Below are 26048 nucleotides of genomic sequence, written 5' to 3'. Positions count from 1 at the left end.
CGATTTCGCCGCACCGTCTCGTTGAACCGATAGATAAGAGTACATCGCAAATTATCCTCCTGAGATGGCATTAACAATCCACCAGGTTCAAGGATCACGGAGCGCCGAACTAAGCGCGTCCTGAAGAACCTGATCGCTGAACGGCTTGAACAGACACTCCACTGCACCCTGTTCGATGAGACGCTGGCGGATCGTGCTATCCCTTTGCGCGGTGATATAGATGATCGGAATCATCTTTCTGCGACGTGCCAGCTCCACTTGCAGCTCGGGTCCCGTCATGCCAGGCATGGCAACATCGAGAATGAGGCACTTGGTCTTATCGACGGCATCAGACGCGAGGAACTCCTTCCCTGAAGAGAATGCCTTCACGCTAAAGCCGAACTCCTGCAGCAAATCTGGTAGGGACTCACGTACGGATTGATCGTCATCGACCACCGACACGAGTGCATGCGTAAGCTTCATCTAACCCCCACTGATCTTTGAGCGTCGCCGACCTCGGACACCCGCGCTTAGAGCCACGTCCCCTGCCGACGACTGGCACTTGGAATACTCGGGTACGGAAAACGTAAACGTAGCCCCCGGGCCGTCATTCGCTGCCGCCCACAGGCGCCCGCAATGGTTATCGATAATGGAGCGGCTGACGGACAAACCTATCCCCATGCCTTCATTCTTGGTTGTGTAGAAAGCCTCGAAGACCCGCTCCGGACCATCGGCGCCGAACCCCGTACCTGCATCTTCTACCGAGAGACGCACAGAATCCGCTCCGTCGGGTTCAGTTCTAATCACCAACCGCTTGGGCCGATCTTCGATGCCGCTCATCGCATCCGCAGCATTTCGCAACAGGTTCATAATCACTTGCTGAAGTTGAACACGGTCGCCTGCGACGAGCGGAAGCCCCTCAGGGAATTGGGGGGTTAGAACCACGCGACTTCTCTGAAGGTCGCCCGCCGACAATGCTATTACCTCGCGTGCAGCCTCGTTCAAATCTACCGGCTCGATCGTAGGGGCTTGCTTGCTGAAGAGCGCACGCAATCGCGCGATCACATCGGCGGCAAGGTTGCCGTCGCGTATCGTGCGACGTGCCGTCTCACGTGCGCCGTCAACATTTGGCGGATCGGCGGCCAACATCCGAAGGCAGGTGCTGGCGTTGGTGATGATGCCCGACAGCGGCTGATTGACTTCATGTGCTATCGAGGCGGTCAACGCTCCGAGACTCGTAACCCTGGTGACATGTGCGAGTTCAGACCGAGCCTTGCCAAGGGCTTCTTCCGCCTGCCGGCGCTCTGTGACGTCCTGAACCGCAGTAAGGCATTCCATCCGGCCATCCTGATGGCGGATGACCCGGCCGAAAGTGCGTAGATACTTGACCCTGTTGTCCGACATCCGTAGCCGGATCTCGTAGCCCAGATAGCTCTGACCGCTGCGAACCCGAGTCATTTGCGTAGTTAGTGACGGAATGTCGTCCGCGTGGATTCGCCCACTGATCTGGTCGAGCGTCACAGGGGCATTCGGGTCAAATTCAAAGATACGATAAAGTTCCTCGGAAAATGCGATCTCGTCTGTGTCCACGCGCCACGAGAACGCGCCAGTTGAACTCAGACGTTGAGCTTCCGAGAGCAAAGTTTCGGTCCGCTTAAGCGCTGCTTCGATCAGGGAACGCTCGATAGCGATGCTGGCGATCTGCGTTGCGTGCGCAATGAGATCCTGGTGGTGCGGCGATGGGGTCGCTGGCTTTCGTTGGACGATGCAAAAGGTGGCTAACACCCGCCCTTCCCTGGAACAGACCGGCGTGCTCCAGACCGATCTGTATCCGTGCTGCAGAACATGGGACCGAACAGGCGAGGTATACCAGCGCGGATCGGATTCGATGTCCACCGCTACCACCTGTATCTTTTGAAAAGCCGCTATGCCACATGGCAAAAGCTCACCGCTGACGGGCATCCCCGCAATCGGGTCGCTGTAGCCGGAAGGCAGAGAAGGAGCCACGGCATATTCAAATGTCGAGTTGCTCCAATTGATCAGGTGAACATCACATAAGCAATCAGGCGCGGCCCCTTCAATAAATTCGCACAATGCGCTTAGAACATCGCGAAGCAAACTGCCCGATGCGATCATCTCCAGCAGTTGCTTTTCGCCCGCGAGGAACGCTTCCGCCTGCTTTCGACCCTCAATATCATGGCTCATGCCGTACCAGCGGATCACTTTGCCGGCTTCGTCGTGGAGCGGCACGCGACGGGCCATGTGCCAGCGATACGTACCATCGACCGCTCGCACTCGGTACTCATGTTCGAACGGTTCTCCTGTCGTGACACATGCGCGCCATTTGCTCTCTTCAAGTCCGATGTCATCTGGGTGGATTGCGCCTCTCCACCTACCATTCGTCACATCCTCAGCAGAGAGCCCCGTGAACTCGCGCCCCCGCCTGTTGATAGAAATTCGCGAGCCATCCGCGCTATAGGTCGCAACCAGCGCCGGTATGCCGTCGATAGTCCGTTGTAGCTCGCTCTCAGCTTCGACGGCCTTGTCCTCAGCCCGCTTCCGCCCATCGATGTCAGTGTTCGCCCCATACCATTTGACGATGTTGCCAGACTCATCCCGCAACGGGTTAACGCGGATAAGAAACCACCGATACCTTCCATCAAATCGGCGCAATCGCGCTTCGGTCTCCCCGGCTTTACCCGAGGCTATGATTGTCTGCCATATGGTGATCAGCCCATCCAGGTCGTCAGTATGGACCGCGGCCGTCCAGCCCCAACCCCTCGCCTGCTCAATGGAGAGGCCCGTGTACTCAAGATAGGGCTGGCTTAGAAACTCAATGGGTCCGTCCGGCCGAGCTGACCACGCCATCGCAGGAATGGTATCGATGATGAGTTTGAAATTGTGCTGGCTTGTCACGAGCGCTTCTTCGCTTTTGCACAGTGCTTCTTCTGCTCTGCGGCACTCACGCGAAAGGCCTTGTCATCGCCGTTGAAGAAAGCACAGGCATGACGCGCTCCGCCGAGCTCATATCCAGCGAAGGAACAGATGCGGCGGTTTCTTCGTGTTCGTTGTCGCATAACAGAACGGGTTTACGTCCCGTGCCACCATGCCCCCGGACAACACGAACGTCTATTATGCCTTGGTGTCGATTTTGGTGACGGAGACCGAAATACGCGATGGGAAAAAACGAACTCAAACACTTCGAGGCAATATCTGCGACCCGCGATGGCATTCACCATCACGGGGAGCAACCCTGAACAAGCCGGTGGCCGACGCCGAATGCCTTTGCCTTGGCAAGCGGCGGATTCTGCCAGGGCTCAGCAACCTCAGCCTTAGCCTAGCGACCGATATTCGATGCTGGAGTAACCATTATTCCATGGTATCGGCGACACCATCGCATGATGGATTTTGATACCTCGACCGGCTTTTTATGGTCCGTCCGGCCAATATGGTTCTCAACCTCCGGGACACTCAGCGAGGCTTTCAGATGCGCTCCGACATCATTCCAGGATCGATTTTTCCGGATTATGAGCTACCGGATCATGGTGCCGTGCGGCGAAGGCTTTCCGAATTGCAGGGAGAAGACCCCATGGTCCTGGTTCTCGGCAGAGGTGGGTACTGTCCTAGGGACCGACGGCAGGCTGAAGGGCTTGTTCAGCTCTATCACGAAATGGCAGTGGGTTATTGCCGGCTCGTCACCATCACCACGGATAATCTCCTAGAGACAAACGAGTATCGATTGAGCGCTGGCGCTCATTGGCCTTTTCTTTCCGACCCGCGGCGCGTGATCCAGAAGGACCTCGACATCGCCGAGTACACGGATCCCGCGCACAACCCCATGATCCCTCACGTGATCGTCCTGGAGCCGGGCCTCATCGTCTACAAGGTCTACAATGGGTATTGGTTTTTCGGGCGACCGACCGTGGAGGAACTGCGACAGGACATGCGATCGATGACCATGAAATGCCGGCCGGACTGGGACATCACCAGGCCGGAATTCAGGGCTGCGTGGCAGACGGGTCGTAAGGAGCTTTTCTATCCTTATGGAAAGACGCGCGCTCAAACACTTCGCGAACAGGAATGAATTCGAAGATTGTCGGTGCGCGAGAGCGGGCTGGCAAGGTGACGAGCTTTAGTCGCTGTGCGAGGTTTGGGCCTTAGGGGGTTAAGAAGATTTGATATGGAAGACCGGGAGATACGAGCGGCCTTGGATCGCCACTGGGCCGCCTCCGATGCGAATGATTTCGAGGCCGGGCACCACGCGGTGCTCGACTATCCGCAATCGGGCGAGCGCATCCGCGGCAGGCGGAACATTCATTCGTCTCGCGCCGCTCAGCCGAACCGGAAGCGCTTCACGGTGCGCCGGATCATCGGGGCCGGCGACCTCTGGGTCACCGAATATGTCCTAGCCTATGACGGGCGGCCTTCCTGTACGGTCAGCATCATGGAGTTTCTCGACGGCAAGGTGGCGCGCGAGACTCAGTATTGCGCCGATCCGTTCGAGCCGGGGCCTTCGCGCGCGCAATGGGTCGAGCGGATCCTGAAACCAGGCCGCCATAGGATGGTCATCCGTCCAATCGCCCGCCCGGAGCTGCCGAAAGATACGGCCGCTCTCGCCCGCTATCTCATTGGCAAGGTGGTGGTGCGCGAATTGCCTGAAGGCATCGCCAGCGGTCGCATTGTCGAGACCGAAGCCTATGTCGTCGCCGACGCCGGGCACGGCTACCGAGGGATGACCCCGCGCAATCGCTCGCTGTTTCTCGAGCGCGGGCACGCCTATGTCTATCTCGCCTACGGCATTTCATACATGCTGAATGTCTCCAGCGAGATGCGAGGGATCGGAACCGGTGTCCTGATCCGCGCCCTCGAACCGCTCGAAGGCATCACCATCATGCGGCTCAATCGCGGCGTCGAGCGCTTGCGCGACCTGGCGCGAGGGCCGGGAAGGATCGCCCAAGCACTGCGGATTGATCGTTCGCTCGACGGGTTCGATCTTTGCCGGAAAGGCCCTCTGTGGCTCGGACATGGTGAGGACGACGAGCCCGGCGAAATCGGGCAGAGCACCAGGATCGGTATTTCGCGGGATGCGGACCGACTCCTACGGTTCTATGTCAGGCACAGTCCGTTGGTCAGCGGTCCAGGATCGCAACCCGTTAGCGGAGAACAGCGTTGAGCGCATCAAGCAACGCAGTATCGGTGAACGGTTTTAGGAGACATTCGATTGTCCCGCTCCGACGCAGATGCCCACAGACCTGTTCATCTCCATGGGCTGTAATGAAAACGATCGGAATCTGCCGACCCTCTTGCGCCAGCTCGCGATGAAGCTCGATGCCGGACATACCAGGCATTGCGATATCAAGGACCAAGCATTTGGCTTGATCGATCAGTTTCGAAGCCAGGAATTCTTCTGCCGAGGAGAATGCTTCGGCTTCATGGCCGAACATGCTGATTAGGTCCGGAAGCGACTCGCGAATGGACTCATCATCGTCGATTACAGCGATGTATGCTCGTCGTATCATTATGCATTCCCAGTACTATCCGCGAAACTTTGGCGGGCATGATCAAAATTGTTGGCCGATTCCCCCACAATCAGGGAGGGAACGGAGAAAGCAGGCCTCAGAGCCTGGGCCGTCGTTACGCTCGGCCCAAACGCGGCCCTGGTGATTCTCGATTATGGTCTTGCTGACAGAAAGACCGATGCCCCAGGCAGCCCTGAAGCCATTTGTCTCAGAAACCTCGGGCTTCATGATCAGCTTCGCTGCGAGAGCGCTTTGTTGGTGCGGCGTTGAAACAATCTTTGAAGAGCCTACTTGAGGCGGCGCGAAGAAAGGATTTTGCTCAACGATGCCTAGCTGACCGACGCATGGGTCGGCGCCGGCAGCTGTGCGAAGCGTCAACTCGTCAATGCGCTGCGCCGATATGATGTCGATCCCGTCAGTATCCCAATGGTTACCAGGGTGACCATGACGACATAGACCGACCATCTGAACCACTCGATGGTCGCGGTCGAAGCGATTCTTTATTAATGGCATAAGAATACACACACGCTAGGCACTCGATCCAGTTGAGCGCTCTCAAGCAGCATAGGCTGCGCTGGCGTAGCCACCTAACTCCCTCCAAACCCGTGGGGTTTAATGCCGTAGCAATGGACGGTGCCCGCTCCCATTCCGAAAATCCATAGCACCTTGGTATCGGTCTAAGGGTTTTTTCTGTTAACGTCGGTCGTTGGGCGGAGGCAAGGCCCCGATTTTCGGCGGAGATTTCAAAAATAAAGCGTCCGCGCGTGACGATGATCGACGATGACATCATGAAGGAGAAGCGGCAGCCCGCCTACGGGGGGCGGGTCGGCGCGCAGACCCGCCCTGAGCTGAGGGCGCGGGCAGGTCTGCACTGGCAGGGTCAGGCGCTACGCAACGACCCGAACGCGGCCCGAAGCTCGTTGGTGAAAACCTGCGGCTGTTCCCAGGCCGCGAAGTGACCTCCCTTCGGGAGACGGTTGTAGTAGATCAGCTTGGGATAGGCCTTCTCGGTCCAGCTCCGCGGCGCCATGTAGATCTCGTCCGGGAACGCACTCACGGCGGCGGGGAGCGGCACGCCTTTCGGCGAGAAGAAGGCCAGCTTGCTTTCCCAGTAGAGGCGCGCCGACGAGACCGCGGTGTTGGTCAGCCAGTAGAGCGCGATGTTGTCGACGACGTCTTCCTTGGACAGACCTTCGGACTTTCCGTCGAAGACGCGGGCAATCAGGTCGTAACTGCGCGCATCGTGATCGAGCATCCAGGCTGCCAGCCCGATAGGTGAATCGGCCAGCGCGTACAGCGTCTGCGGCCGGTTCGCCATCTCCTGGGCGTAGGCAAGCCCATGCTTCCAAAAGAAGTCGAGCTGATCCCAGGCATAGCGTTCGTCGGCCGACAAGCCGGACGGCGCTGGGCCGCCCGCCGCGAGCGCACTCGAGACTTCATCCGGCAAGGTGGCCGGCATGTTCGTGTGGATGCCGACAAGACCCGGCGGCGTCTGCAGGGCCATCTGCTCGGTGACGGCATTCCCCCAATCGCCGCCCTGCGCCACATACCGCGTGTACCCAAGGCGGGTCATCAGCTCGCCCCAGGCCCGCGCGATCCGGATCGGATCCCACCCCGGCACCGTCGGCTTGCCTGAGAAGCCGTGCCCCGGCAGTGAGGGGATAACCACGTCGAAGGCGTCGGTGGCGCTGCCCCCGTGGGCCGTCGGATCGGTCAGGGGACCGATGATCTTCAACTGCTCGATGATCGAGCCGGGCCACCCATGGGTGACAATGACCGGCAGCGCGTTCGCGTGCTTCGAGCGGACGTGGATGAAGTGGATGTCCAGCCCGTCAATTTCGGTAACGAACTGCGGCAGCCCGTTCAGGTAGGCCTCGCATTTGCGCCAGTCGTATTCGCTCTCCCAATAGTGCGCTAGTGCCTGCATCGTCGCGAGCCGAACGCCTTGGGTGGTGTCGTTCACCGTCTCGCGCTCGGGCCAGCGCGTGACTTTGAGACGCTGCTTGAGGTCAACGAGATCCGCGTCCGCAACGTGGATACGGAACGGGCGGATGGCGGCAGATCCGCCACTCGTCGAAATCGCCCCGGCGACACCCGCCGAGGTAATCATTGCAATAGCCCCTGCGGCGGATGCCGCGAGAACTTCCCGGCGGGTGGAGATTGAAGATAATGGTGACATCTGTACCTCCTCATAATTTGGTCAAAGCTGCTCGCCTCGAGACAGCATCAACCCATGAGGCCAGTAAGTGCCGGTCGGCTCTATTGGACGTTGGTATCGCCGATACCTTGGTATGCTCCCGCGTCAAGCGCATCTCACCGCAACGCCGAGACCGCACCGTTGATCGTCGCCGGGCCCAGGCCGTTCTCATGCTGGCGCAGCTGGAAGCGTCGGATGTCCTCGGTCGTCGCGGTGTCGGGGGCGCGACCAAGGAACGCGGCGAAGCGCCGGACATGACGAACGTAGTCCTGCTGCGTATGCGGTCCCAGACCCCGCATCAGCATATCTTGCTGCATGCGCTGGCGAAGCGGCGTGGTCGGAGCATCGGTCGACAAGGTAGCCATGGCAAGTTCCTCTCGTTGAAGGGAACTCCATGGTCGGATCGCGGGCTCTACCCGCTCAAGGCCTATGAATACCGCGCCATCTCAGAACCAGGCGACACTCCCGCGAAGCGGGTTCGTGCTTGCGCCCAATCTCGGTCATTAAAGTTAGCTGTGCAACTGTGCAACTGCCTTAAAGCGGACATTACCGGCGACCGCGCTGGAGGTCGCGGGTGCGCCATTTCTTGACGTTCCCAGCGTTCCTCCCAAGCCGACCTTCGCGCTCCGCCTGGAGTCGACCCTTCTCTGCCCTTGGGTCGAGAAAGCTCTCGGACAAGTCGTGTCCATTTCGGAAGTTTGTTGGTGCCACAACGCCAGCCCCAACGATCTGGAAAACCGATCGTAACGCTATGCGACCGGGTTGTGCAGAGCCAAGAAGGCAGCCGTTTCCTCGAAGAACTGGTCGAAGGCGGGAGTGCCTTCAATGAGCACGTGGTTATTTCCCTGCATTTCGACAAACATCGCCCCCGGAATGAGCTTGGCCATCAGGCGGCCCTCCTCGATCGGCGCGACGCGATCGCCCACGCAATGCAGCACGAGCGTTGGGACTTGGACTCTCTTTGCCAACTCGGTCGCGTCAACTTTGCTGTTCATTTCCCAGAGTCGCAGCGCGGCTTCGGGGCTCGTGGCAATGCGCTGCAGTTCGTCAAAGCTCGCCACAATCTCCTGTGGGGCGTCGGGGATGAACGTCGAAGTAAAGAAGTGCCTGAAAACGGGATTCGGCGAGCCCCAGCCGTCGCGGATCATCATCGCCCCGGCTTCATATAGCTTCCTTTGATCGAGATCCGGTCGCATTAGCCGGCCTCGGAGAAATCCGCCCAGCAGGATGAGGCATGTCACCTGCTCCGGATGGTCCACAGCATAACGCACGCAAAAGGCGCAGCCTTGCGAGATGCCGAGGAGCGCGAACCGATCCAGCCGTGCAGCGGTCGCGACTGCGGACATGTCGCCGGCCATTGCATTTTCCGATACCGTCTCAACCTCCCAGTCCGAGAGGCCGTTTCCGCGTTGGTCGAACCGCACGAGATGGCAAAGCTTCGCGAACTTCGCGAGAATCGGACGCCAAATGGGACTGTGCCATTCATACTCAAGATGGTTCAGCCAGTTCGGACCCTTCAGCACCGGCGCTCCCTGACCGATGCTGGCCCAAGCGATCTGCACGCCGTCCGACGCCGTCGCGAACTGCACCCGCTGATGCAGCGCCGCTTCGACAGGTCTCGTCGTCTGCGGCGACGCGTCGGGCGTCCACTGCCAGACACGAATAGGTCGGGAGATGTTCTTCACTCGCTGGTTGCCCATGTCACGGAAGGGCACCTGGATCCTGTCCGCGACTGCCTGATGCACAATGTCCGAGACGCACACGCCGCCCGGCTTGGCGAGCCCCTCAAGCCGGGAGGCGACGTTTACGCCGTCGCCGAAGACGTCTCCGTCCTCGAAAATGACGTCACCGAGATTGATCCCAACACGGTAAAGGATTCGGCTGTTCTCAGGTTCACCAGTGTTTCGCTCTGCCATCGACCGCTGGATTTCGACAGCGCTCTCAACCGCCTCAACGACGCTCGCGAACTCTGCGAGCAGGCCGTCGCCCGTGGTCTTGACGATATTGCCCCGATGCGCCGCGATCCTGGGCCTAACGACCTCACCAATATGTACCTTCAGGCGCGCAAGCGTGCCGGCTTCGTCCACCTCCATCATCCGGCTGTAGCCGGAGACATCCGCGGCAAGGATCGCCGCAAGCTTCCGCTCGCTAAGGTCGGCCAAGTCAACCATACCGCAGCGTACGGGTCTGGCAGCCCTTTTGTCGAGCTGCATTCCTAGCCACCCGCTTCGATCTGCTGCAGCGTTGAGCTTCCGAGGAACGCACGAGATCAATCGACCTTCAAACCCATGGCCAGATTTCCGTTCATCGCGCGCCAATTGAGAACACAGCCGGAACTACCGCTTTCCACACCAAATGAGCCCTACCGTACCGAATGAGGATAGAAATCACGGTGAGGTCGACTTGCGGCTCGATCGCGCCACTACCGGTCATTCGCAGCGCGCCTCGTTAGCTGACCTTCAGCCACCTGCCGGAGTCGACCCGTTGACGGCCTTGGGCGTTGCAGACTTGAACGTCCAAAACGAGGTCGGGAACCTGACCTTCAGTGGATGCGGTCATGACAATGCGGATCGATCTGCCGGGGGAGTTGCCCGAGCCGATGAACCCGGCTGCGGCGGGCGACTTTCTTGAGAAAAAGGACGGGTACGAAATTACGGAGGCCGACCAGCAGATTATGATCGCCGGTCACATGCCACTTATCGGCGAGTTCTTGCTCGATCGGGAAGGCGTGGTGCGCTGGAGCTTCACGGAAGCTGAAGAGGAAGGCCAAAATGTATGCCGGGCTCCAAATCCCAAAGAATTGATGTCGGCAGCTTCCCAAGTTGCACATTAATGAGGCTGCTGAAAAACGCGCTCGACGATCACCGTCCTGTGGTGATTCTGTGGATTTAACCAAGATCGAGATGCTCAGGCGCGGAGGGCTAAGGTCTGCCCTTAGGCTTCGTAGTGATTTCGATTCAACGGCCCGCGAGCGACCCGAACGCTAGAGTTTGAGCAAGCCTCAACGCCAGGCGGGGCGACGTCCGCTCCTTGCCGCAATTACGCCATCCGACAGGCGTGCCATACGGCAAGTTTCCACCCAAGCGCGACGTAGTCCGTGGCTGTACGACAGAGCCGAGTCCTGCGGCCGGCTCGGTCGCGCCATTTCCGGGCATTCGCCGACACAGCGTAGAGGTCTCGCTTGGGGCGGTGAGCGGACCTTACTGGGATATTATAACGTCTGCCTTCATCGTCATGATGGCAATGGGCGTGGGGTCTCCCCTCGATTGGCATCATACGCCATTGAAATCCCAGTGGCGACGCGCGGCCAGGCCGGTCGTTCATTTACGCTACGACCGATAAAGACTATGGTTTGGTGGGAGGCAGGGCCAACTAGATGGACCGCAAGCTCGCCGCCATTCTCGCTGCCGATGTCGTAGGCTACTCCGCGCTGATGGAGCGCGACGAGGCGGGCACGTTTGAACGGCTGAAGGCGGGGCGCAAGGAGCTGTTCGAGCCGGAGATCGCCCGCCACCATGGGCGCATATTCAAGTTGATGGGCGACGGGATGCTCGCCGAATTCTCCAGCGTTGTGGATGCGGTGGAATGTGCGGTGGCGCTGCAACGCGGCCTGGGCGAGCGTAACGCTTCGCTTCCGGAGGCAGAACGAATTCAGGTGAGGATCGGCATCAATCTCGGCGAAGTGATTGTCGATGGCGACGATCGTTATGGTGATGGGGTCAACATTGCCGCCAGGCTCCAACAGCTAGCGGAGCCCGGCGACATTTGTGTCTCTGGCAAGGTGGCCAAGGAGGTCGAAAAGAAGCTCGCCTTCGGCTTCGAGCCGATGGGCGAGCAGAAGGTGAAGAACATCGCCGAACCGGTGCAAGCCTTCCGCATCACACTCGAAGGGCAGACCAGACGCCGTCCGGCCGTGCGATTTCCGCCGCGCTGGGCCCTGGCAGGGACGGCGCCATTCATTAGTCTCTTGCTCATTGCCGGAGCCGCCTGGCAGTTCTGGCCAGCGGCGCCGGTGAGTGGCAAACCGTCGGTGGCGGTGCTGCCTTTCGACAATTATGGCGGCGACGAGGCGACCGGACGCCTCGCGAACGGTCTCACCGAAGATATCATCACGGATCTGGCGCGTTTTCCTGAATTCACGGTCGTAGCGCGCAACTCGACGGCGGCCTACAAGGGAAAGGCTGCGGACCCGCGCGAGGTCGGCGCAGCACTGCATGTCGGCTACATTATCGAAGGATCGATCCAGCGTGAGGCGGATCGTGTGCGGATCACGGCGCAGTTGATCGACACGGCGACCGGCCAGCATCTCTGGTCAAATCGTTGGGATCGTCCCGACGAGGATATCTTTGCTGTTCAGACGGAAATCGCCGAACAGGTCACCAATCGTCTCGGTGGGGGCGCCGGGTTGATTCAGGAAGCCGGGCGGATCGCCGCCCACCGCAAAAGGCCCGGAAACCTCAGCGCCTATGAGTATTATCTGCTCGGCACCGAGAAACTTGAGCAGATCACCAAAGCCGATATCCAGGAGGCGATCAAGCTGCTCACCCGCGCCGTTGAACTCGATCCGGGGCTCGCCCGAGCCTGGGTCGAGCTTTACCATTCCCACGGTCTTTTGGCGAGCTTCGGCGTTAATCCCGAGAGTGAGCGGAAGGCAGCCGCCGATGCGGCTGAACGCGCCGTCCGGCTTGATCCAAGTGATGCCGAGGCGCATGCAGCGCTCGGCATGAGCTTCGGCGAAAGGGGCGACATCGCGCGTGCCAAGGCTGAGATGGACACGGCCCTGCGGCTGGCCCCTGGTTCGGCCGAAATCCTGACCTTTTATGCCGGTTGGGCCTCAGCCTTTGGCGAGGCTGAACGTGGTGCGGATATGGTCGATCAGGTGATCAGACTCGACCCGAACTACCCGATGTGGACCTCCGGCCCCTTCTCCTACGCCTACTATATGGTGGGCCGCTATGAGGACGCGCTGAAGATGCTGGAGCGCCTGACACCGGATAATTATGAGAAATGGAGGTGGGTCGTGCACAGCAGTTCGCTTGCAGGCTTGGGTCGGATCGAAGAGGCGAAAGTCTTCGTGAAGGAAGCGCTCAAGCGCCACCCGGACTTGACGGTCGAAGGCATGGTCAACGAACCGGGCATGAGCGCTGCCGAGCGCCGGCGCTTCATCGAGACGATGCAGCTCGCCGGCTTCCCGGTTTGCGCGTCGGACGAGCAACTGGCCAAATTGAGCAGTCCGCAGCGCCTGCCCGAATGCCTGAAGTAGCTGCTGTGCGGACGCGAAGGACCGCGATATCCCCAAGCATTATTGGGAAGACCCCGAGGAGGTGGCGCGCATAATACGGGCATTTCTTGAGTGACCCCCCAGATTTAGACGCCGCTAAATGACTGAAATAGGGTCAGGACTTGTCCTTGAATTTTGCCTCGCGAAGGTCCGAGGAGGGTCACGAATGCTGGTTGCGGGCAATGTCGGCTTCCAAGAAGAGAATTCGACCCCGGAAGGTCTCGAAAGGGTCAGATCAGGACGCTGCTCGCGCAGAACTGAATGTCAGCTATTATAGATCTCGCTGCTAGGAACTGGCGGTCCGCTTCCGTGAACTGAGAGGACATCGCATTTCCTTGCCAACCCTATCTTCCCAATCGGTACCGCCACTGGTGTTGGTCATTCTGGTGGACAGCCATGACGTTGGCCAGGCAAACGGCGGAAACGAGCGCAACGCAAGCAAGGACGGGTATGGCACTGTGGGCGTAAGGCGGAAACGGGACATTATACTTGGACGCTACGGCCCCGGCGTTCCGGCTCCAAAACTCACAACCTGAACGTCGCAGGTTCAAATACCGCTCCAGGTCATGCAACCTGAAACGCGCCCGATGTTACCCAAGCGCTCCGACGAGTACGACAGCAGTACAACTTCGAGGAACTGATACCCATTAAGTTATTGAATATACTTTGCTTTTCGCGACGTCCGTCCAATCCATCATCGGCGCCACGGCCACTCTATGGTCTTGATATTTCAGCATTTTTTCTTTTAACATCAAATCGTTAGACCCTGTCGAGCGCACACGAATTTACGCCAGAATACGACCCTTTTCGCCACGTTTCGATCTCTCAGTGCACACGGAGCGCACACGAAAAATGGCCACCTATACAAAGCTCTCGTCCGGTTCCTGGCGTGTCCAAGTCCGTCGCAAAGGTCGCTACGTCAGCGAGACCTTCCTGCGCCGAGACGACGCACGACGCTGGGCAACCGAAACCGAGCGCCAAGTCGATCGTAGTGAGACGCCGACCAAGTCCCGTATAGCGCGCCTGAAAACTTTCGGCGAACTCATCGACCTTCATATCGACGACATGTGCGATGTAGGCAAGTCCCCTCGCCGCTCCAAGGCCGCGGCCCTCGATATGCTGCAGAGGCATCTTGGGAAGTGCAGCATCGCGAGGCTGAATTCACGATTGAACAGGTTGCGCTGGTGACTGGGCACAAGGACTGGAAAATGCTGAAGCGGTATACGCACCTTAAGCCCGAGGCGCTCCACTCAGTGCTGGCGAGCCGTGCTGCCTAGCGCGATGGCCGCTTGCATATTCGGATTGCAGCGATAGCCGAAAGTTCAAACCAGACTACGAATCTGGGGGTCAGGAGTTCGAATCTCTTCGGGCGCGCCAAATTTCCAACCTATTGAGTTGAACCAGTTTTCCGAAGCGTGCGCCCGAACAAAAGAGAGAACTGTCTGGGGGCCCATTCGGCACTATAAGCGACGTCTGTTTCCCAGGTGTGGTCCGCCTTTGGGACTCGGTGCCGATCTCGCCGCAGACGAACTTGAGGCAGTACACCTTCCGCTCGGATAGACTCCTGACCCGACCGTCCATACAATCCAGTCTGGCCTCCAGGAACAGAGGCATCACATGGTAGGAGAAAGCGTCCAACGCCGGCTTGCAGCGATTCTGAGCGCCGATGTGGTCGGCTACAGCCGACTGATGGAGCTTGATGAAGCAGGAACCCTTGAGCGTTTGCGAAACAATCGCAGCACGCTTGTCCTGCCCGAGATCCAGAAACACGGGGGGCGGGTCGTCAAGCTCATGGGCGACGGTTTGCTCGTAGAGTTCGCGAGCGTCGTTGCGGCTGTGAGTTGCGCCCTGGGTATCCAGCGGGCAACCGCCGAGTGCCAGTCCGATCTGGAGGAATCCCAGCGGATACGCTTCCGGATCGGGGTCAATCTGGGCGATCTGATCGTCGACGGGGACGACCTTTACGGCGAGGGTGTCAACGTGGCTGCCCGGCTCCAGACGTTGGCCAGCCCTGGAAGCGTTGTCGTTTCCCAGACTGTTCGCGACCACATAGCGGGAAGGCTCGCCGTGACGTTCGGCGATTTCGGAGAGCACGTCGTCAAGGACGGCGAACGCCCCATCCGGGTTTTCGGGGTAAGCCTTGTCGAGGCGAGTGGAGCACAAAATCCCAGAGCGGAGCGTTCGAGCGCCAGACCGGTGCGGCCTGCGATTTGCGTCCTGCCTTTCATCAACATGAGCGGCGATGCCGAGCAGGAGTATTTCAGCGATGGCATTACGGAGGACATCATCATCGACCTGTCCAAGGTTTCCACGCTCTCCGTCACCGCCCGCAATACCGCTTTCACTTTCAAGGGCAAAGCCGTCGATGTGGGGCAACTTGCCAGGCAGTTGGAGGTTACTCACGTTGTCGAGGGCAGCGTCCGCAAGGCCGGTGGGCGGGTGCGCATTGCCGCGCAGCTGATTGATGGAGCCAGAGGCGATCATATCTGGGCAGAGCGATACGACCGCGATCTGAACGACATCTTCGCGTTGCAGGATCAGATTGCGCAGGCCATTGTTGCCGCATTGAAGGTCAAGCTGTTGCCGGCCGAGAGGCGGGCGATCGAACACCGCGCGACCAATGATCCCCGCGCCTACCAGCTCTATCTGCTGGGCCGGCATTACCTGCAGCATGGGCCGCGGCAGGTGGAAATAGCTCTCCGATTCTGTCGGCGTGCCGTGGAAATCGACCCCAACTACGCCCAGGCATGGGCCATGCTCGCGCTTTACCAAGCGGATCGGTATCTCGCTGGAATGTCGCAGGACTCGGGCATGTCAGCCGCTGAGAGGGCCCTTTCGCTGGATCCGACATTAGCAGAGGCCCACGCCGCCAAGGGGCGGATCCTGGGCGAGCTCGGCCGCTACGAGGAGGCTATCACGGAGCACGAGGAGTCGCTGCGGCTCGATCCGGACTCCTATGACGTCCGCTACTGTTTCGGCCGCACTCACATACGATTCGGTGACCATGAAGCGGCGATTAGGCATTTCGAGCGAGCTGCTGAGCTTCTCGATACGGACTATGTTTCCCCCGGCTTTGTAGCCCAGAGCTGCCGGGCGCTCGGCTGGCACAACGAAAGCCTCACTGCGGCGCGGCAGTCGGTGGAACGCGCCGAAATGGAGATCGCGGTACGCCCCGACAACGCTCATGCGGTGGGGAGCGGCGCTCTCGCATTGGCTTACCTGGGGGAGGTCGAGCGTGCCAAGGAATGGATTTCGCGCGCGCTCATCGTCGTCGATCCCGACGACACGCTGGAACAGTACAATGTAGCCTGCGCCATGGCTCAAGTCGGGGAGTTGGACGAGGCTTTCGATCTATTGGAATCCTGCATCGGTAGGATACCCGCCCAATTCGTGAATTGGGTCAAGAATGACAACGACCTCGACCCCCTGCACCGTCATCCACGGTATCAGTCCCTGATCGCAACTGCTGAGGAGAGGTTGAGGGCCGCCGAGGCCGCGCGCAGTTGAGCGCCGACTGGACCGAGAACCGCAGGGCGCTGAGTATTCTTACTTCGTAACAAGCAAATCCGTCGCACCAGTTTAGCCGTCGTCTTGACAGCCACCGGGGGTCGTGCAATGTTTATTAGCTTCTTCTGATATATACTGGCCCTAATTGCAGGAGGATTGGATGGTCAAGAAGAGCCGCCGGATCAGCAGGGTAAATATATCAGTAAAAGTGACGATCATCCCGGAGGACGAGGCAACCGACGAAGAAAAGAATGATCCTTCCGTTGCTAAGATAGAAATTGGTGGGGAGGATTTTATTATAGTTGCCGGTCGTGCGGACGTTAAGCCGGCTCCCAAGAAGAAATGAGCCAACGGCCGTGCCGAAACGCTCCGCGAAAGAGCTGAGATCGCTGCGTTGGCATCTGGCCTCCGATGCCTACTGGCGCCGAGAAGAGGAAGACATCGTCATCGCAACGAAAGGCACGATATTGAGATTGAATTCGGGGAGCGCCCGTATGCTCGAGGCGCTTGTCGGCATACCGAAGGCCGGCCGCCTTTTGAAGAGCGGTACGTTCCAAGAGAATGAGGTCGAATCGCTGCTGAGGCTTTTGGTGAGCGAGAACATTGTCGTGCCGGGTGAAGACAGAAAAGCGTCGCGCTTGCAGGAAATTACGTGCATCGATGCGCAAATAACTCCCGGATGGTAGCGCGGCATTGATGTGAGGAATTCGGGTTGGCACGCCGGGAGAAAGCCACGGAAATCGCGCTGGTGAATGTGCCGTATGGTTCGGCTGACGGCGAGCGCAGCATGCGGCCACTCGGGTTGAGCTACCTCGGAGCGTTTCTCGCCGACCGGGGCGTACGCGCCAAAGGTTTCGACTTCTCCGATTCTTCAATGAATCCGACCGAGATCGTCGAGCGGTATCGGCTTGCGGACTATCCCGTGGTCGGTCTCTCTTTCTACAACATAAACGCCAAGGCCGCTTATCGGCTGGCCGAAGCCGTTAAGGCTCGAAACCCGCACTGCGTGGTCGTGGGCGGCGGTCCGCACGCGAGCGCAGCCCATGCCACGCTTTTCGAAAGGCATCCAGAAATCGACCTCGTCGTGAGAAACGAAGGCGAGGAGACCCTTCTGGAAGTCATCGAGGCACTCCGCTGCAAGCTTCCGCTGAGCGGAATCAGCGGCATTTCCTACATGAGCGGTGGCCGCAGCGTCATAGCGCCCGACAGAAGCCGCCTGGAAAACCTGGATGACCTGCCGGCCCCTGCCTTCGATTTCCAGTCCGAAACCGAAGAGAACCCGTTGTTCTACTTCGACAGGGTAAGCGGAACGCGAAAGCGTGCGGTGGGCCTGGTCTCGAGCAGGAGTTGCCCATATAGCTGCTCGTTCTGCGCGATCATCCTGATCGGCCGGCAATGGCGAAAAGCGAGCGCGGCCAAGGTCGTGTCCGATCTGAAGGAGCTGGAAGCCAGGAATGGGCTCGAATACGGACACATCTACTTTCTGGACGCCAACTTCTTCGTAAACGCCAAGCGGGCGCTGGAAGTGGCGGAATCGCTTCACTGCTATCGAGCGGACATCACCTTCAGCTTTTCCACGAGGGTGAACCAGCTGATCAAGGGCAAGAGCCTGCTTTCCGAGCTGCAGAGGCTTGGATTGAGAGCTGTCGAACTGGGTATCGAAAGTGGCAGCAGGGACGCGTTGAAGCGGTTTGCGAAAGACACCACGCCCGAGCAGAACGACGAGGCGCTGCATCTTCTGAAGAGTCATGGAATACAGCTGATTTTTGATTTCATCATGTTCGATGCGGAAGCAAATCTGAATGACCTCAGGCGCAACGTCGACATGATCGAGAGGAACAATCTCGACTACCATGTGCCATGGGAGCATATCTTTTCACATATGACGCCGTATCTCGGAACCGACATTCGGCTGCACTATGAAAAGATGATGGGTCATGCTTTCGACGAGGACGAGCTGCCCCATCCGAGCGATCTGTTTCAGGATCCGCAGGTAAAGGCTGTCTTTGACGAGTTGAGCAAGCTTCATGCTCACGTCCCGAATATCGCGCAGGCGCTGTTCCGCACCGAAGCGCGGGTCAGGGGCTCCGCAAGCTGGGGACGCGATGAGGCGCGGGAAAAGCTGAACGCGGTCACGCTCCGGCGCCTTCCGTTCCTGGTGCTTAGAAATCTTCTCAGCCAAGCCAGACAAGGCGAAACTGTTTCGCTTGCCCGGGCGATACCGCCGTTCACCGACGAAGCTGGCAGTTCATACGATCTCGAGGAGTTCCTGCACTGGGCTGCGACTTGAATTCATATCAACGGGCATGGAGATAGGAGACAGCCGCAAGCGTCTCGAGCCCCAATTCCTCCCCCAATGCGGCGATCACGGTTGCCACGCGACCACGCACCCGTGGAGGAAGCTGCATCAGCCCCTCGATCAGGCGCCGGCCTTCCGCCCTGGCGATAAAGTCGATGCGCTCATCGACCGGCAGGGGGCGGCTTCCCGGCTGGTCTCACGCGTCCCCAACACCTCGCCCGTGACGGTGGCCGTCCGGTCCCAAGACACCGGCACTCTCCAGTAGCGCGACAGGCGATTGCCGATACGTTTAAGCGCAACTGGCGTTGGTGACCGAAGTGTCGAGATAGCCGATCTGCTGCAGCGCGATCGAAAGGGCCATGATCATCCGCCCTTCCCGAAATATCAGCGGCAGCACCAGCAGTCCGCCAATCAGACAACGCATGCCGACCGCGCTCAGCGGATCGAGATTCTGCTGGATATTTGCCGAAGCCCCACAGGGCCGCGACGAACAGAAGCAGAAGATTGGCATGCAGCTTCGACATCTCTTTTCGCTCTGCGTTAAGCCTGTCTGGGCCGACTACGGACACAGGGCCTGGCTCCAGCCGGTGCAAGCAGCCTGCCGCCATTCCATCCGTATGTCCTGAAGGTGCGCTGAAACTGTTCTGAAACTGTGGCGGGCCGACACATTGCCTTAGGAGGTGGTGCCGCTCAGCCGCGGGATGCCACCGTCGTGCTACTTGTTCGGCGCCTCGGCGCTGAGCAGCGAACGCATCAGTGCCGCCTGGCTACGCACCCCGGTTTTGTCGAAAATGCGCTGCAGCTGGGTGCGCAGAGTATTGATGCTGACTGCAAGGAGATCTGCGGCGCTCTCCAGGTCGTGACCATCGACGATCAGGCGGGCAAGTTTGACCTGCGCGGGTGAGAGACCAAAGATCTCCCGCGCCACATCGACCCGGCGTGCGACAGTCTCAGCATCGTCGAACGAGACCAGCGCCTTGCCGTCCTCAAGCAAGACCCAGCAATGGAGCGGCACCCCCGCCGCGTCCTCGCCAAGTGCCACCGCCCAGGCCTGCTTCGGCGCGACGCTCAGCGGTCTCTGGCCCTGTAGCTCGTCAAAAGCCCGGCTCACAGTGTCACGAAGCGCTAAGTCGCGCTCGCGCCGTTTGGCGCGTAGGCGCCCAGCGCTGACGATAAGCCCTGGATGGCTACGCATCCGCTCCCGCGCCAGCCGGTTCATCCATAAGATCCGCGCATCGGCGTCGACCTCGACCAGCGGACAGGTCGCCTGTTCAACGGTGCTCTCCATCATCACCATGCAGCCGATTTTCCAGACACCTTCGGTCCGATGCATGATTTTGAGCACGCGCTTCAGATCATCGCCGGTATCGGTCCCGATCTGGTCGTAGGTGATCCATGCCATATTCCCGCTGACGATGACGTTGACCTTCTCCCACCGGACGCGCTCCGCGAAGGCCTTTTTCTCCGGGAACCGCTCCACGATCTTCCTAAGTCGCGCGGAGATCGCGTCCCAGCCTTCGTCTACCCGGATACCCAGCGAGGCAAAGGCCTCCATGCGCCGGGTCTGCGGCGACTGCACCCAGTGGCTCGCCAACGCCTCGAAGTCCCGCTGCAGCCAAGCCTCGGTCTCGCCACGGATCACAGCCAGGATCGCGGCCTTGTCGGCCTCGCTTTCGTCCATCCCATGATCTCCGATGAGGTCGGGTCGCAGCATAACATGGCTGACATCTCGTAACATGACATGCCTCAGATAAGGGTTATGCCAAGGATCAGGATCACGCCGGCCGTCATCGCGATCGACCCAAGCAGTCCCTGGTTCAGGTGCGGCCACGCAATTTGGTCCGAGTAGTAGCGGTCCTCCGCCCGGGCACTCATCGGCCCCGGTCGGGCGGCGGTGTGAATGTGTGTGGCGGCGAGACTGTAGATGTCCATAACGTCCTCCGGTCCTTGCGCTCTCATCTCGGGCATCCTGGCACGGACAGGCGCCCTGACCTGTCATGCGCGCGGACGACAGCCGAAGAGCCGACGGGTCTAAGGGCTTCAGGCCTCAGGCGATCGGCCGTGATCGACGGGCCAAGGTTTCCCAGATCCCGGCTTACAGATGGCTGATGGGAGGCTCGAACTCACTAAAGCAGTTGGCGCACCAGCGAGCGACCACGCGTCTGAGGAAATGCCTCCAGGCATCTGCGATCAGCACAATCGTGGTCCGGAGATCGAACGAGCGCACCATTGAGTCTCGATCGGCCCGCTGCTTCTCAAGATAACGGGCGAGCGCAACATCGTGGCGCAGCGGCGCCAGCGCGTAGCGCAGCCGCGGATCTTCCCTGGGATCATCGTGCCAGATAGGCCACTCGTTCGGGCGTTGTTGCATCGCATCCTCCTGAGACAAGTGCTGCCTCGTCCGGATAATCTCCTCCACGCCCGTGAGAAAAGCGTTGGAACCAGCGTGAGGTATTCGTGAAAAGCGTCACGCCGGCAAAATCGCGGTTGAAATAGGGGCAGCTGGGGGAAATGATTGCCGGTAAGGCTATGGCTGTAGCGGATTCGATGGCGCACCCTCATCTCTGTCTGCTCGGTGGTTTCGATTTTGCCGGTGACACAGCCACGGTTCCGCTACTCAGCCGCAAGGCGCGTGCCATGATGGCTTACCTCGCCCTGCAGTCCGGACAATCGCAGTCGCGCGAAAAGCTCGCTTCCCTTTTGTGGGGTGGCAACAGTGAGGCCCAGGCCCGCACGAACCTGCGGCAGGCCTTGTCTGCTATCAGGAAGGCAACGCACGAATCCGCAGGCGACGCCGAATTTTCCCGAAACGGTTTTGAAGTCAATCAAGGTCGACGGCGAGATCCGCAAAATCCCGACCGGCGTCCATATCGACGGGATGATCTACTACAACAAGAAGGTCGCCGCCGAGGCCGGCGTCGACCCGACCAAATGGGCCTCGCTCGACGATATGTTCGCCGACATGAAAAAGGTCCAGCAGGCCGGCTTCACCTTCATCGGAGTGGGCGGCAACACGTTTCAGGCCGGCTATCTCTTTCATGCCCTGGTCGCTGCCGTCGCCGGCCCGGACATATACAACCGCTTCTATGGTGAAACGCCTGACAAGACTGTGTTCGACGAGAAAGGCCTGCGCGACGCGATCGACATGTTCCGCAAGATCACCAGCCAGGCCGACGCGGGCTGGGTGAACCGGCAATGGAACGAGACGACCAGCACGGTCATTTCGGGCAAGACGCTCATGCAGATCCATGGCGACTGGATGAAGGGTCAGTGGAAGGCCAACAAGAAGGTGCTCGGCGAGGATTTCGGCTGCATCAACATTCCCGGCACCAAGGCGCTATCGGTGACGGTGGATGCGTTCGGCATTCTCGGCGGCCAGCCCGATGACGTGCTCAAGGCAGAGCTCGACTTCGCCGGTACCGTCGTCGACCCCAAGATCAACGCCGAGTTCGCTTCCATCAAGGGATCGAGCCCGGTGCGCCTGGACGTTCCGACCGACAAGCTCGACGCCTGCAACCAGCTCGTCCTCGACTCGCTGAAAAAGCCCGGCTTCAGCGTCCAGAATCCTTTCAACATATCCGACACCGACTGGCTGAACTCGGTGTGGAATACGATGTACACATTCCAGGGCGACCCCGACATGAGGGTCGACGACGTCATCGGGGATTTCCGCAGCGAATACGCGGCGGTCTTCCCGTAATATTGGTTGAGTCCGCGCCGCCCACCTCCTCGGGAGTTCGTCGAAGGACGATACCCTCTCCCGTGAACGGGGAGAGGTTGATCGATCATTTGGCCAACTCAACGCGCTGCCACTAACCCACGGGAAACATTTTGCGCAACAGATGACGGGCGCAACTCCTGCATCCATTGACAGTCGTCATGCTCGGCTGGAGAATGAAGAAGGTCAACGGCGATAGCCATGCGGGAAGGCAATGGTCCAACCGCCAGATACCGGACACCGTCCTGGCAGCGTCGTCGCGGTCATCGTCATTTGTTTGATCATCGTTGCTTTGTTCTTCATAGGCTTCAGATACTCAAGGCCAGGCCAAGGTACCCTCGTTATTCCTGGCGGTACGCTGCAGCAACCGTGAATCCGAACCCTTGGCGCTGATGTGGAGCCGTTCTCAGGCTACCAAAAGTGCCCCGGCGGGACTGGGGACGATCGCAAGAACGGTCCGGCGCTTCGCAGCCGGTCTTTTGCATCCCGCCGCGCCTTCCTTTCCCACCTAAACAACCAAGCCTGGTCGGTTAGAGGTCGACCATACTGGGAGAAGACGAGCCCCATCCATCAAGCACTAGACGGCCCTGATCAGCCGGAGCAGAGAAAGCGCCTCGAAAAAGCTCCCCTTGCGAAAGGCGAGATAGGTTGGCTCTTCGATACCGTGGAACCGGCGCTTGAAGGCCGCCTGCCCCTGCAGGTTGAAGCGGGTGCGATTGACCCACGACGATTCATAGGCGCGCTGGAAAGCGCGCCGCCAGAAATCGCTTTCGACAAACCCGCTGGGTCCGATTTCGACCAGCGGCGACAGGCCGAGGGTGACGACGGAAACACCTTCATTGCGAAAGCGGTCGACCGCGAATTTGGTCAGGCCGATCTCGGCATGCGCTGAGGCATCGATGTGCTTGCGCTTGAACGAGGTGGTGTAGCCGATGACCTTGCCGTCACTGAACAGCGGATCGAAATCCAGCAAGGCAACGAGCTCTCCATCCGGACCGTGCAGGACGAAGCGGCGCATGTCGATGCCAAAGTGATCGGCAAAGGGCCTGTTGAGAAACCTCATCTCCCAGCGCTTGACGATGCGGTCTGCCCGCCAGTTCTGGGAGAGCCTGGCAATCTCGTCGAGGAAAACGGTCCCGTTGTCCTCCGCAAAGGAAAACCCCCTCCTCAAGAGCCAACGTTCGGAATAGCGCACTGTCTCATTGCGCCTTCCGGAAAAGTCGTGGCCGGGCAGGACAAGCCTGGTGTCGACGCCGAGGCGGTTGACGTGATAGCCAAGCCCGGCAAGCACGCGCGCCGTCTGTTCGCCGATCTGCACGAACCACGGGCTGCCGGCAACCTCGACGAAACGTTTGATATAGTCGCGCCGATCGGCCGGGGCAGCCATTGGATCACCGAGCGCGAAATGATGTCGCGTTTTGCTGCCGTAAGCGATGTAGCCCTGGGCATCGCCGAAGTAATGAAGCCCCTTCTGCACGGCGGTCGAATAGGCAAGGGAAAAATCGCCATGGCGACGAACCAGCGCCAGGCGCTCGACATGGTTCAGCTGCAGCCGCGGTATTTTAGGCCCGCGGTTTTCCAAGAAACGATCGAGGCGTCTTCGCAGTGACGGCATGGTCGACTTTCGCGTGCCGGCTAGGCCGATGAAAGAGCTGACGGACCCCAGACCGATCATATTGCCGCGAGCTGATCCTTACCTGGGTGCGGCATCTTATCCGGCCTGAGCTGCCAGATTTAGGCACAATCCGTCCCCGGTCCCGCCCCAAGGCGGCACCACGCATTGTTGTCGACGCCTAGCGTCTGACGGCTGGTTGCTGCGCTCTTCGCGACACGAAATCGATGCCATTTCGGAAGCGCTCACCTGCCAAACACGATGCCGCTTATCGAACTGCGCTCTGAGAAGATTGTGCTTGATCTGAAGCCAGGAATTCGTCGCGTTCTGCTATCCACAAATCGGCATAGTCGACATTCTGCCACTCGGCAAACCACGGGCCGCCGCTCGTATAGTGGACCGCCTTAGGTGTGCCGACAGCAGGCTTTTCGTTCCAGCCTTCGAGCCAATTCCACTCTACCGGCAATGAGCCCAGATCTTCGTCGGCAACCCACTGCATTCGGTGAAGATAGGCGCCACTTTCCTGGTTCACGACCTCTGGCGTGAGCGATTTGACCGAGGGATGCGCGCAATTGAACAGCATCAACGACGACCAGTTTTTCCGAGGATAGGATGTCTGGACCACGCCATCCATCTTGGTCGTGGCCTTCGGCGTATAGTCATGCTGGACGCAATAGACCGCCTTGTCCGAGTCCGTATATTTCAGCAGGCCTGCGACGTCACCGAGCCACAGGAAATCGCAATCGCAAAACAGGGCCCAACCCGTGTAGCCGGCGAGGAAGGGCGTCAGAAAGCGCGTGTAGGTGAACTCCGTTGAGGCGAGCGGGTCTTTTTCCCGCCAGTACAGCCCGCGGCTACGCATCTCGTCCTGCTTGATCGGAATGACGGAGACAGGCGCCGACGCATGTTTGAGCAGCGAGTGGCGCGCGACGTCGTACGCGATCGGCTCACGGCTGTCCCATCCGATAAATACCCTAAACGCATCAGTCATATTCACTACCCTGGCTTTCGATTTAAACGGTCGTACACTAACTAGTTGGCGATGGCTCGGCAACAATGGCAGTCGCCCAAGCCGGTTTCTCACAGATTTGTCCTGGCCTCGGTCTTGCTGGTTCGGGTGGAATTGGCCTCGCTCCCCAATGCCACACGCGCCCATTTCTGATAGGTGTAGCTGGCGGAATAAGCGGCAACCATCGCCCCAGTGGAACCGTCCAGAAATCCCAGCCGGAAAACATAGCTTCGCATATAGGCCCAGACGGAGCGCAAAACCGCCTTGCCTATCGAGCTTTTTTTACCCTCGGCAAGCAGCCGCGCGGCGGACGCTTCGGCATACCGGCCGATCTTGTCGTGGGCATCTGCCAGGTCGGCGATGGAGTCGTGCTCGATCGGCTGGGACAATCGCCCGACCTTCCCGTTCACCACTACTTTCTCGTGCACGGTGTCGTCGCTGAAGCGCCCGGAGCGGCGACGAAATAGCCTGAGCACCAGATCGGGTGACCAGCCGCCATGGCGGACAATGTGCCCGCAAAAACGCGATCTTCTCGGTATTTCGAAGCCGTCATAGCCTTTTGGGTCGGCGATTGCGGCTCTGATTTCCGCACCGAGCGGCGCCTCCACCCACTCATCGGCATCCAGCGAAAGAATCCAATCCCCCGTTGCCGCGGCAAGCGCACGGTTTTTTTGCGCGCCGAAACCGAGCCAATCAAGGGTCATCAAAACCTTGGCTCCCAGATCACCGGCAATGTCCCTGGTTCTGTCGCTGCTATCATTGTCTAGAACGACGATTTCGTCGGCAAAATCCACCGAACGAAGGCAGCGCGCGATGGACGCCTCCTCATTGCGGGTGATGATAACGACCGAGAGCACCGGCACGGTCAGAAGGTTCCGGCATCAAAGCTGCCGCTGTCATTCGAATGTATCTGCAGCATCGGCTCCC

23 protein-coding genes, 1 tRNA gene and 2 pseudogenes are annotated in these 26048 nt (G+C 59.5%); 12 read left to right on the top strand and 14 right to left on the bottom strand.

The annotated features are described in order from the left end of the window. Nucleotides 1-87: 87 nt before the first annotated feature. Both NKH01_RS03640 and NKH01_RS03635 read right to left on the bottom strand, forming a co-directional pair. The gene (locus tag NKH01_RS03640; RefSeq protein ID WP_352546984.1) at nucleotides 88-462 is read right to left on the bottom strand and encodes a response regulator; all 375 of its coding nucleotides are present in this window, start codon (nucleotides 460-462) and stop codon (nucleotides 88-90) included. Next, entirely contained in the window at nucleotides 463-2895 is a 2433-nt protein-coding gene (locus NKH01_RS03635) for a PAS domain-containing protein (RefSeq protein WP_353018979.1), read from the bottom strand. Nucleotides 2896-3466: 571 nt separating this feature from the next. Between NKH01_RS03635 and NKH01_RS03630 the strand changes: the two genes are divergently transcribed. The 3 genes and pseudogenes from NKH01_RS03630 (at nucleotide 3467) to NKH01_RS03620 (ending at nucleotide 5152) form a co-directional block, all read left to right on the top strand. After that, nucleotides 3467-4063 (top strand): redoxin domain-containing protein, encoded by a 597-nt coding sequence (locus tag NKH01_RS03630; RefSeq protein WP_353018976.1) that lies wholly within the window; start codon nucleotides 3467-3469, stop codon nucleotides 4061-4063. Between the two features lie 96 nt (nucleotides 4064-4159). Next, a pseudogene (locus NKH01_RS03625) lies at nucleotides 4160-4519 on the top strand (nuclear transport factor 2-like protein); the annotation flags it as partial. Between the two features lie 21 nt (nucleotides 4520-4540). Beyond that, nucleotides 4541-5152: a DNA-3-methyladenine glycosylase gene (locus tag NKH01_RS03620; RefSeq protein ID WP_353019183.1), complete on the top strand. Its 612-nt coding sequence runs from the start codon at nucleotides 4541-4543 to the stop codon at nucleotides 5150-5152. Here NKH01_RS03620 and NKH01_RS03615 read toward each other — a convergent pair. The 5 genes from NKH01_RS03615 to NKH01_RS03595 all read right to left on the bottom strand — a co-directional run bounded on the left by NKH01_RS03615 (nucleotide 5133) and on the right by NKH01_RS03595 (nucleotide 9908). Then, complete coding sequence (locus NKH01_RS03615) at nucleotides 5133-5498, bottom strand: response regulator transcription factor (protein WP_353018974.1); 366 nt, start codon at nucleotides 5496-5498, stop codon at nucleotides 5133-5135. The two genes, NKH01_RS03620 and NKH01_RS03615, sit on opposite strands and share 20 nt — an antisense overlap. Before the next feature lie 42 nt (nucleotides 5499-5540). Beyond that, on the bottom strand, nucleotides 5541-5972 hold the full coding sequence (locus NKH01_RS03610) for an ATP-binding protein (RefSeq protein WP_353018971.1): 432 nt from the start codon (nucleotides 5970-5972) through the stop codon (nucleotides 5541-5543). A 406-nt stretch (nucleotides 5973-6378) separates the two neighbouring features. Then, the gene (locus tag NKH01_RS03605; protein WP_353018969.1) at nucleotides 6379-7677 is read right to left on the bottom strand and encodes an epoxide hydrolase family protein; all 1299 of its coding nucleotides are present in this window, start codon (nucleotides 7675-7677) and stop codon (nucleotides 6379-6381) included. A 134-nt stretch (nucleotides 7678-7811) separates the two neighbouring features. Further along, nucleotides 7812-8060, bottom strand: a complete 249-nt coding sequence (locus tag NKH01_RS03600; RefSeq protein ID WP_353018967.1) for a phage integrase N-terminal SAM-like domain-containing protein — start codon at nucleotides 8058-8060, stop codon at nucleotides 7812-7814. A gap of 384 nt (nucleotides 8061-8444) precedes the next feature. Continuing rightward, entirely contained in the window at nucleotides 8445-9908 is a 1464-nt protein-coding gene (locus tag NKH01_RS03595) for an alpha/beta fold hydrolase (RefSeq protein WP_353018964.1), read from the bottom strand. A gap of 332 nt (nucleotides 9909-10240) precedes the next feature. Between NKH01_RS03595 and NKH01_RS03590 the strand changes: the two are divergent. The 8 genes and pseudogenes from NKH01_RS03590 to NKH01_RS03555 form a co-directional block, all read left to right on the top strand. Further along, a pseudogene (locus NKH01_RS03590) lies at nucleotides 10241-10528 on the top strand (AhpC/TSA family protein); the annotation flags it as partial. Nucleotides 10529-11071: 543 nt separating this feature from the next. Next, nucleotides 11072-12958: an adenylate/guanylate cyclase domain-containing protein gene (locus NKH01_RS03585; RefSeq protein ID WP_353018961.1), complete on the top strand. Its 1887-nt coding sequence runs from the start codon at nucleotides 11072-11074 to the stop codon at nucleotides 12956-12958. A gap of 870 nt (nucleotides 12959-13828) precedes the next feature. Then, entirely contained in the window at nucleotides 13829-14164 is a 336-nt protein-coding gene (locus NKH01_RS03580; protein WP_352640863.1) for a hypothetical protein, read from the top strand. Between the two features lie 119 nt (nucleotides 14165-14283). Continuing rightward, nucleotides 14284-14353, top strand: a tRNA-Ser gene (locus NKH01_RS03575). Nucleotides 14354-14593: 240 nt separating this feature from the next. Continuing rightward, nucleotides 14594-16483 (top strand): adenylate/guanylate cyclase domain-containing protein, encoded by a 1890-nt coding sequence (locus NKH01_RS03570; RefSeq protein WP_352816178.1) that lies wholly within the window; start codon nucleotides 14594-14596, stop codon nucleotides 16481-16483. A 160-nt stretch (nucleotides 16484-16643) separates the two neighbouring features. Then, nucleotides 16644-16829 carry a hypothetical protein gene (locus tag NKH01_RS03565; protein WP_352816180.1) on the top strand — a complete coding sequence of 62 codons (186 nt, stop codon included), beginning with the start codon at nucleotides 16644-16646 and terminating at the stop codon, nucleotides 16827-16829. 10 nt (nucleotides 16830-16839) lie between these two features. Then, the gene (locus tag NKH01_RS03560) at nucleotides 16840-17169 is read left to right on the top strand and encodes a hypothetical protein (RefSeq protein ID WP_352816182.1); all 330 of its coding nucleotides are present in this window, start codon (nucleotides 16840-16842) and stop codon (nucleotides 17167-17169) included. 26 nt (nucleotides 17170-17195) lie between these two features. Next, on the top strand, nucleotides 17196-18773 hold the full coding sequence (locus tag NKH01_RS03555; protein ID WP_352640871.1) for a B12-binding domain-containing radical SAM protein: 1578 nt from the start codon (nucleotides 17196-17198) through the stop codon (nucleotides 18771-18773). A gap of 298 nt (nucleotides 18774-19071) precedes the next feature. On the opposite strand, the gene NKH01_RS03550 is transcribed toward NKH01_RS03555, so the two are convergent. The 4 genes from NKH01_RS03550 to NKH01_RS03535 all read right to left on the bottom strand — a co-directional run bounded on the left by NKH01_RS03550 (nucleotide 19072) and on the right by NKH01_RS03535 (nucleotide 21153). Continuing rightward, the gene (locus NKH01_RS03550; protein ID WP_353018957.1) at nucleotides 19072-19206 is read right to left on the bottom strand and encodes a hypothetical protein; all 135 of its coding nucleotides are present in this window, start codon (nucleotides 19204-19206) and stop codon (nucleotides 19072-19074) included. A 291-nt stretch (nucleotides 19207-19497) separates the two neighbouring features. Next, entirely contained in the window at nucleotides 19498-20520 is a 1023-nt protein-coding gene (locus tag NKH01_RS03545; protein ID WP_353018954.1) for a LuxR family transcriptional regulator, read from the bottom strand. Nucleotides 20521-20528: 8 nt separating this feature from the next. Then, nucleotides 20529-20714 (bottom strand): hypothetical protein, encoded by a 186-nt coding sequence (locus NKH01_RS03540; protein WP_352640876.1) that lies wholly within the window; start codon nucleotides 20712-20714, stop codon nucleotides 20529-20531. Between the two features lie 163 nt (nucleotides 20715-20877). Continuing rightward, complete coding sequence (locus NKH01_RS03535; protein ID WP_352640878.1) at nucleotides 20878-21153, bottom strand: hypothetical protein; 276 nt, start codon at nucleotides 21151-21153, stop codon at nucleotides 20878-20880. A 336-nt stretch (nucleotides 21154-21489) separates the two neighbouring features. Between NKH01_RS03535 and NKH01_RS03530 the strand changes: the two genes are divergently transcribed. Further along, a complete protein-coding gene (locus NKH01_RS03530) occupies nucleotides 21490-22482 on the top strand; it encodes an ABC transporter substrate-binding protein (protein ID WP_352716637.1) in 993 nt (330 codons plus the stop codon). A 595-nt stretch (nucleotides 22483-23077) separates the two neighbouring features. On the opposite strand, the gene NKH01_RS03525 is transcribed toward NKH01_RS03530, so the two are convergent. The 3 genes from NKH01_RS03525 to NKH01_RS03515 form a co-directional block, all read right to left on the bottom strand. Further along, nucleotides 23078-24115 carry a phosphatidylglycerol lysyltransferase domain-containing protein gene (locus NKH01_RS03525; protein ID WP_353018951.1) on the bottom strand — a complete coding sequence of 346 codons (1038 nt, stop codon included), beginning with the start codon at nucleotides 24113-24115 and terminating at the stop codon, nucleotides 23078-23080. 265 nt (nucleotides 24116-24380) lie between these two features. After that, nucleotides 24381-25103 carry a glycosyltransferase gene (locus NKH01_RS03520; RefSeq protein WP_352494621.1) on the bottom strand — a complete coding sequence of 241 codons (723 nt, stop codon included), beginning with the start codon at nucleotides 25101-25103 and terminating at the stop codon, nucleotides 24381-24383. Between the two features lie 89 nt (nucleotides 25104-25192). Then, nucleotides 25193-25984, bottom strand: coding sequence for a glycosyltransferase family 2 protein (locus tag NKH01_RS03515; RefSeq protein ID WP_353018948.1), 792 nt, complete (start codon nucleotides 25982-25984; stop codon nucleotides 25193-25195). Between the last annotated feature and the right edge of the window lie 64 nt (nucleotides 25985-26048).

The organism is Mesorhizobium sp. M1403 (assembly GCF_040317695.1).
Taxonomy (GTDB): Bacteria; Pseudomonadota; Alphaproteobacteria; order Rhizobiales; family Rhizobiaceae; genus Mesorhizobium.
Note: the sequence above shows the minus strand (reverse complement) of the source record. Positions and strands in the feature narration are given on the sequence as shown.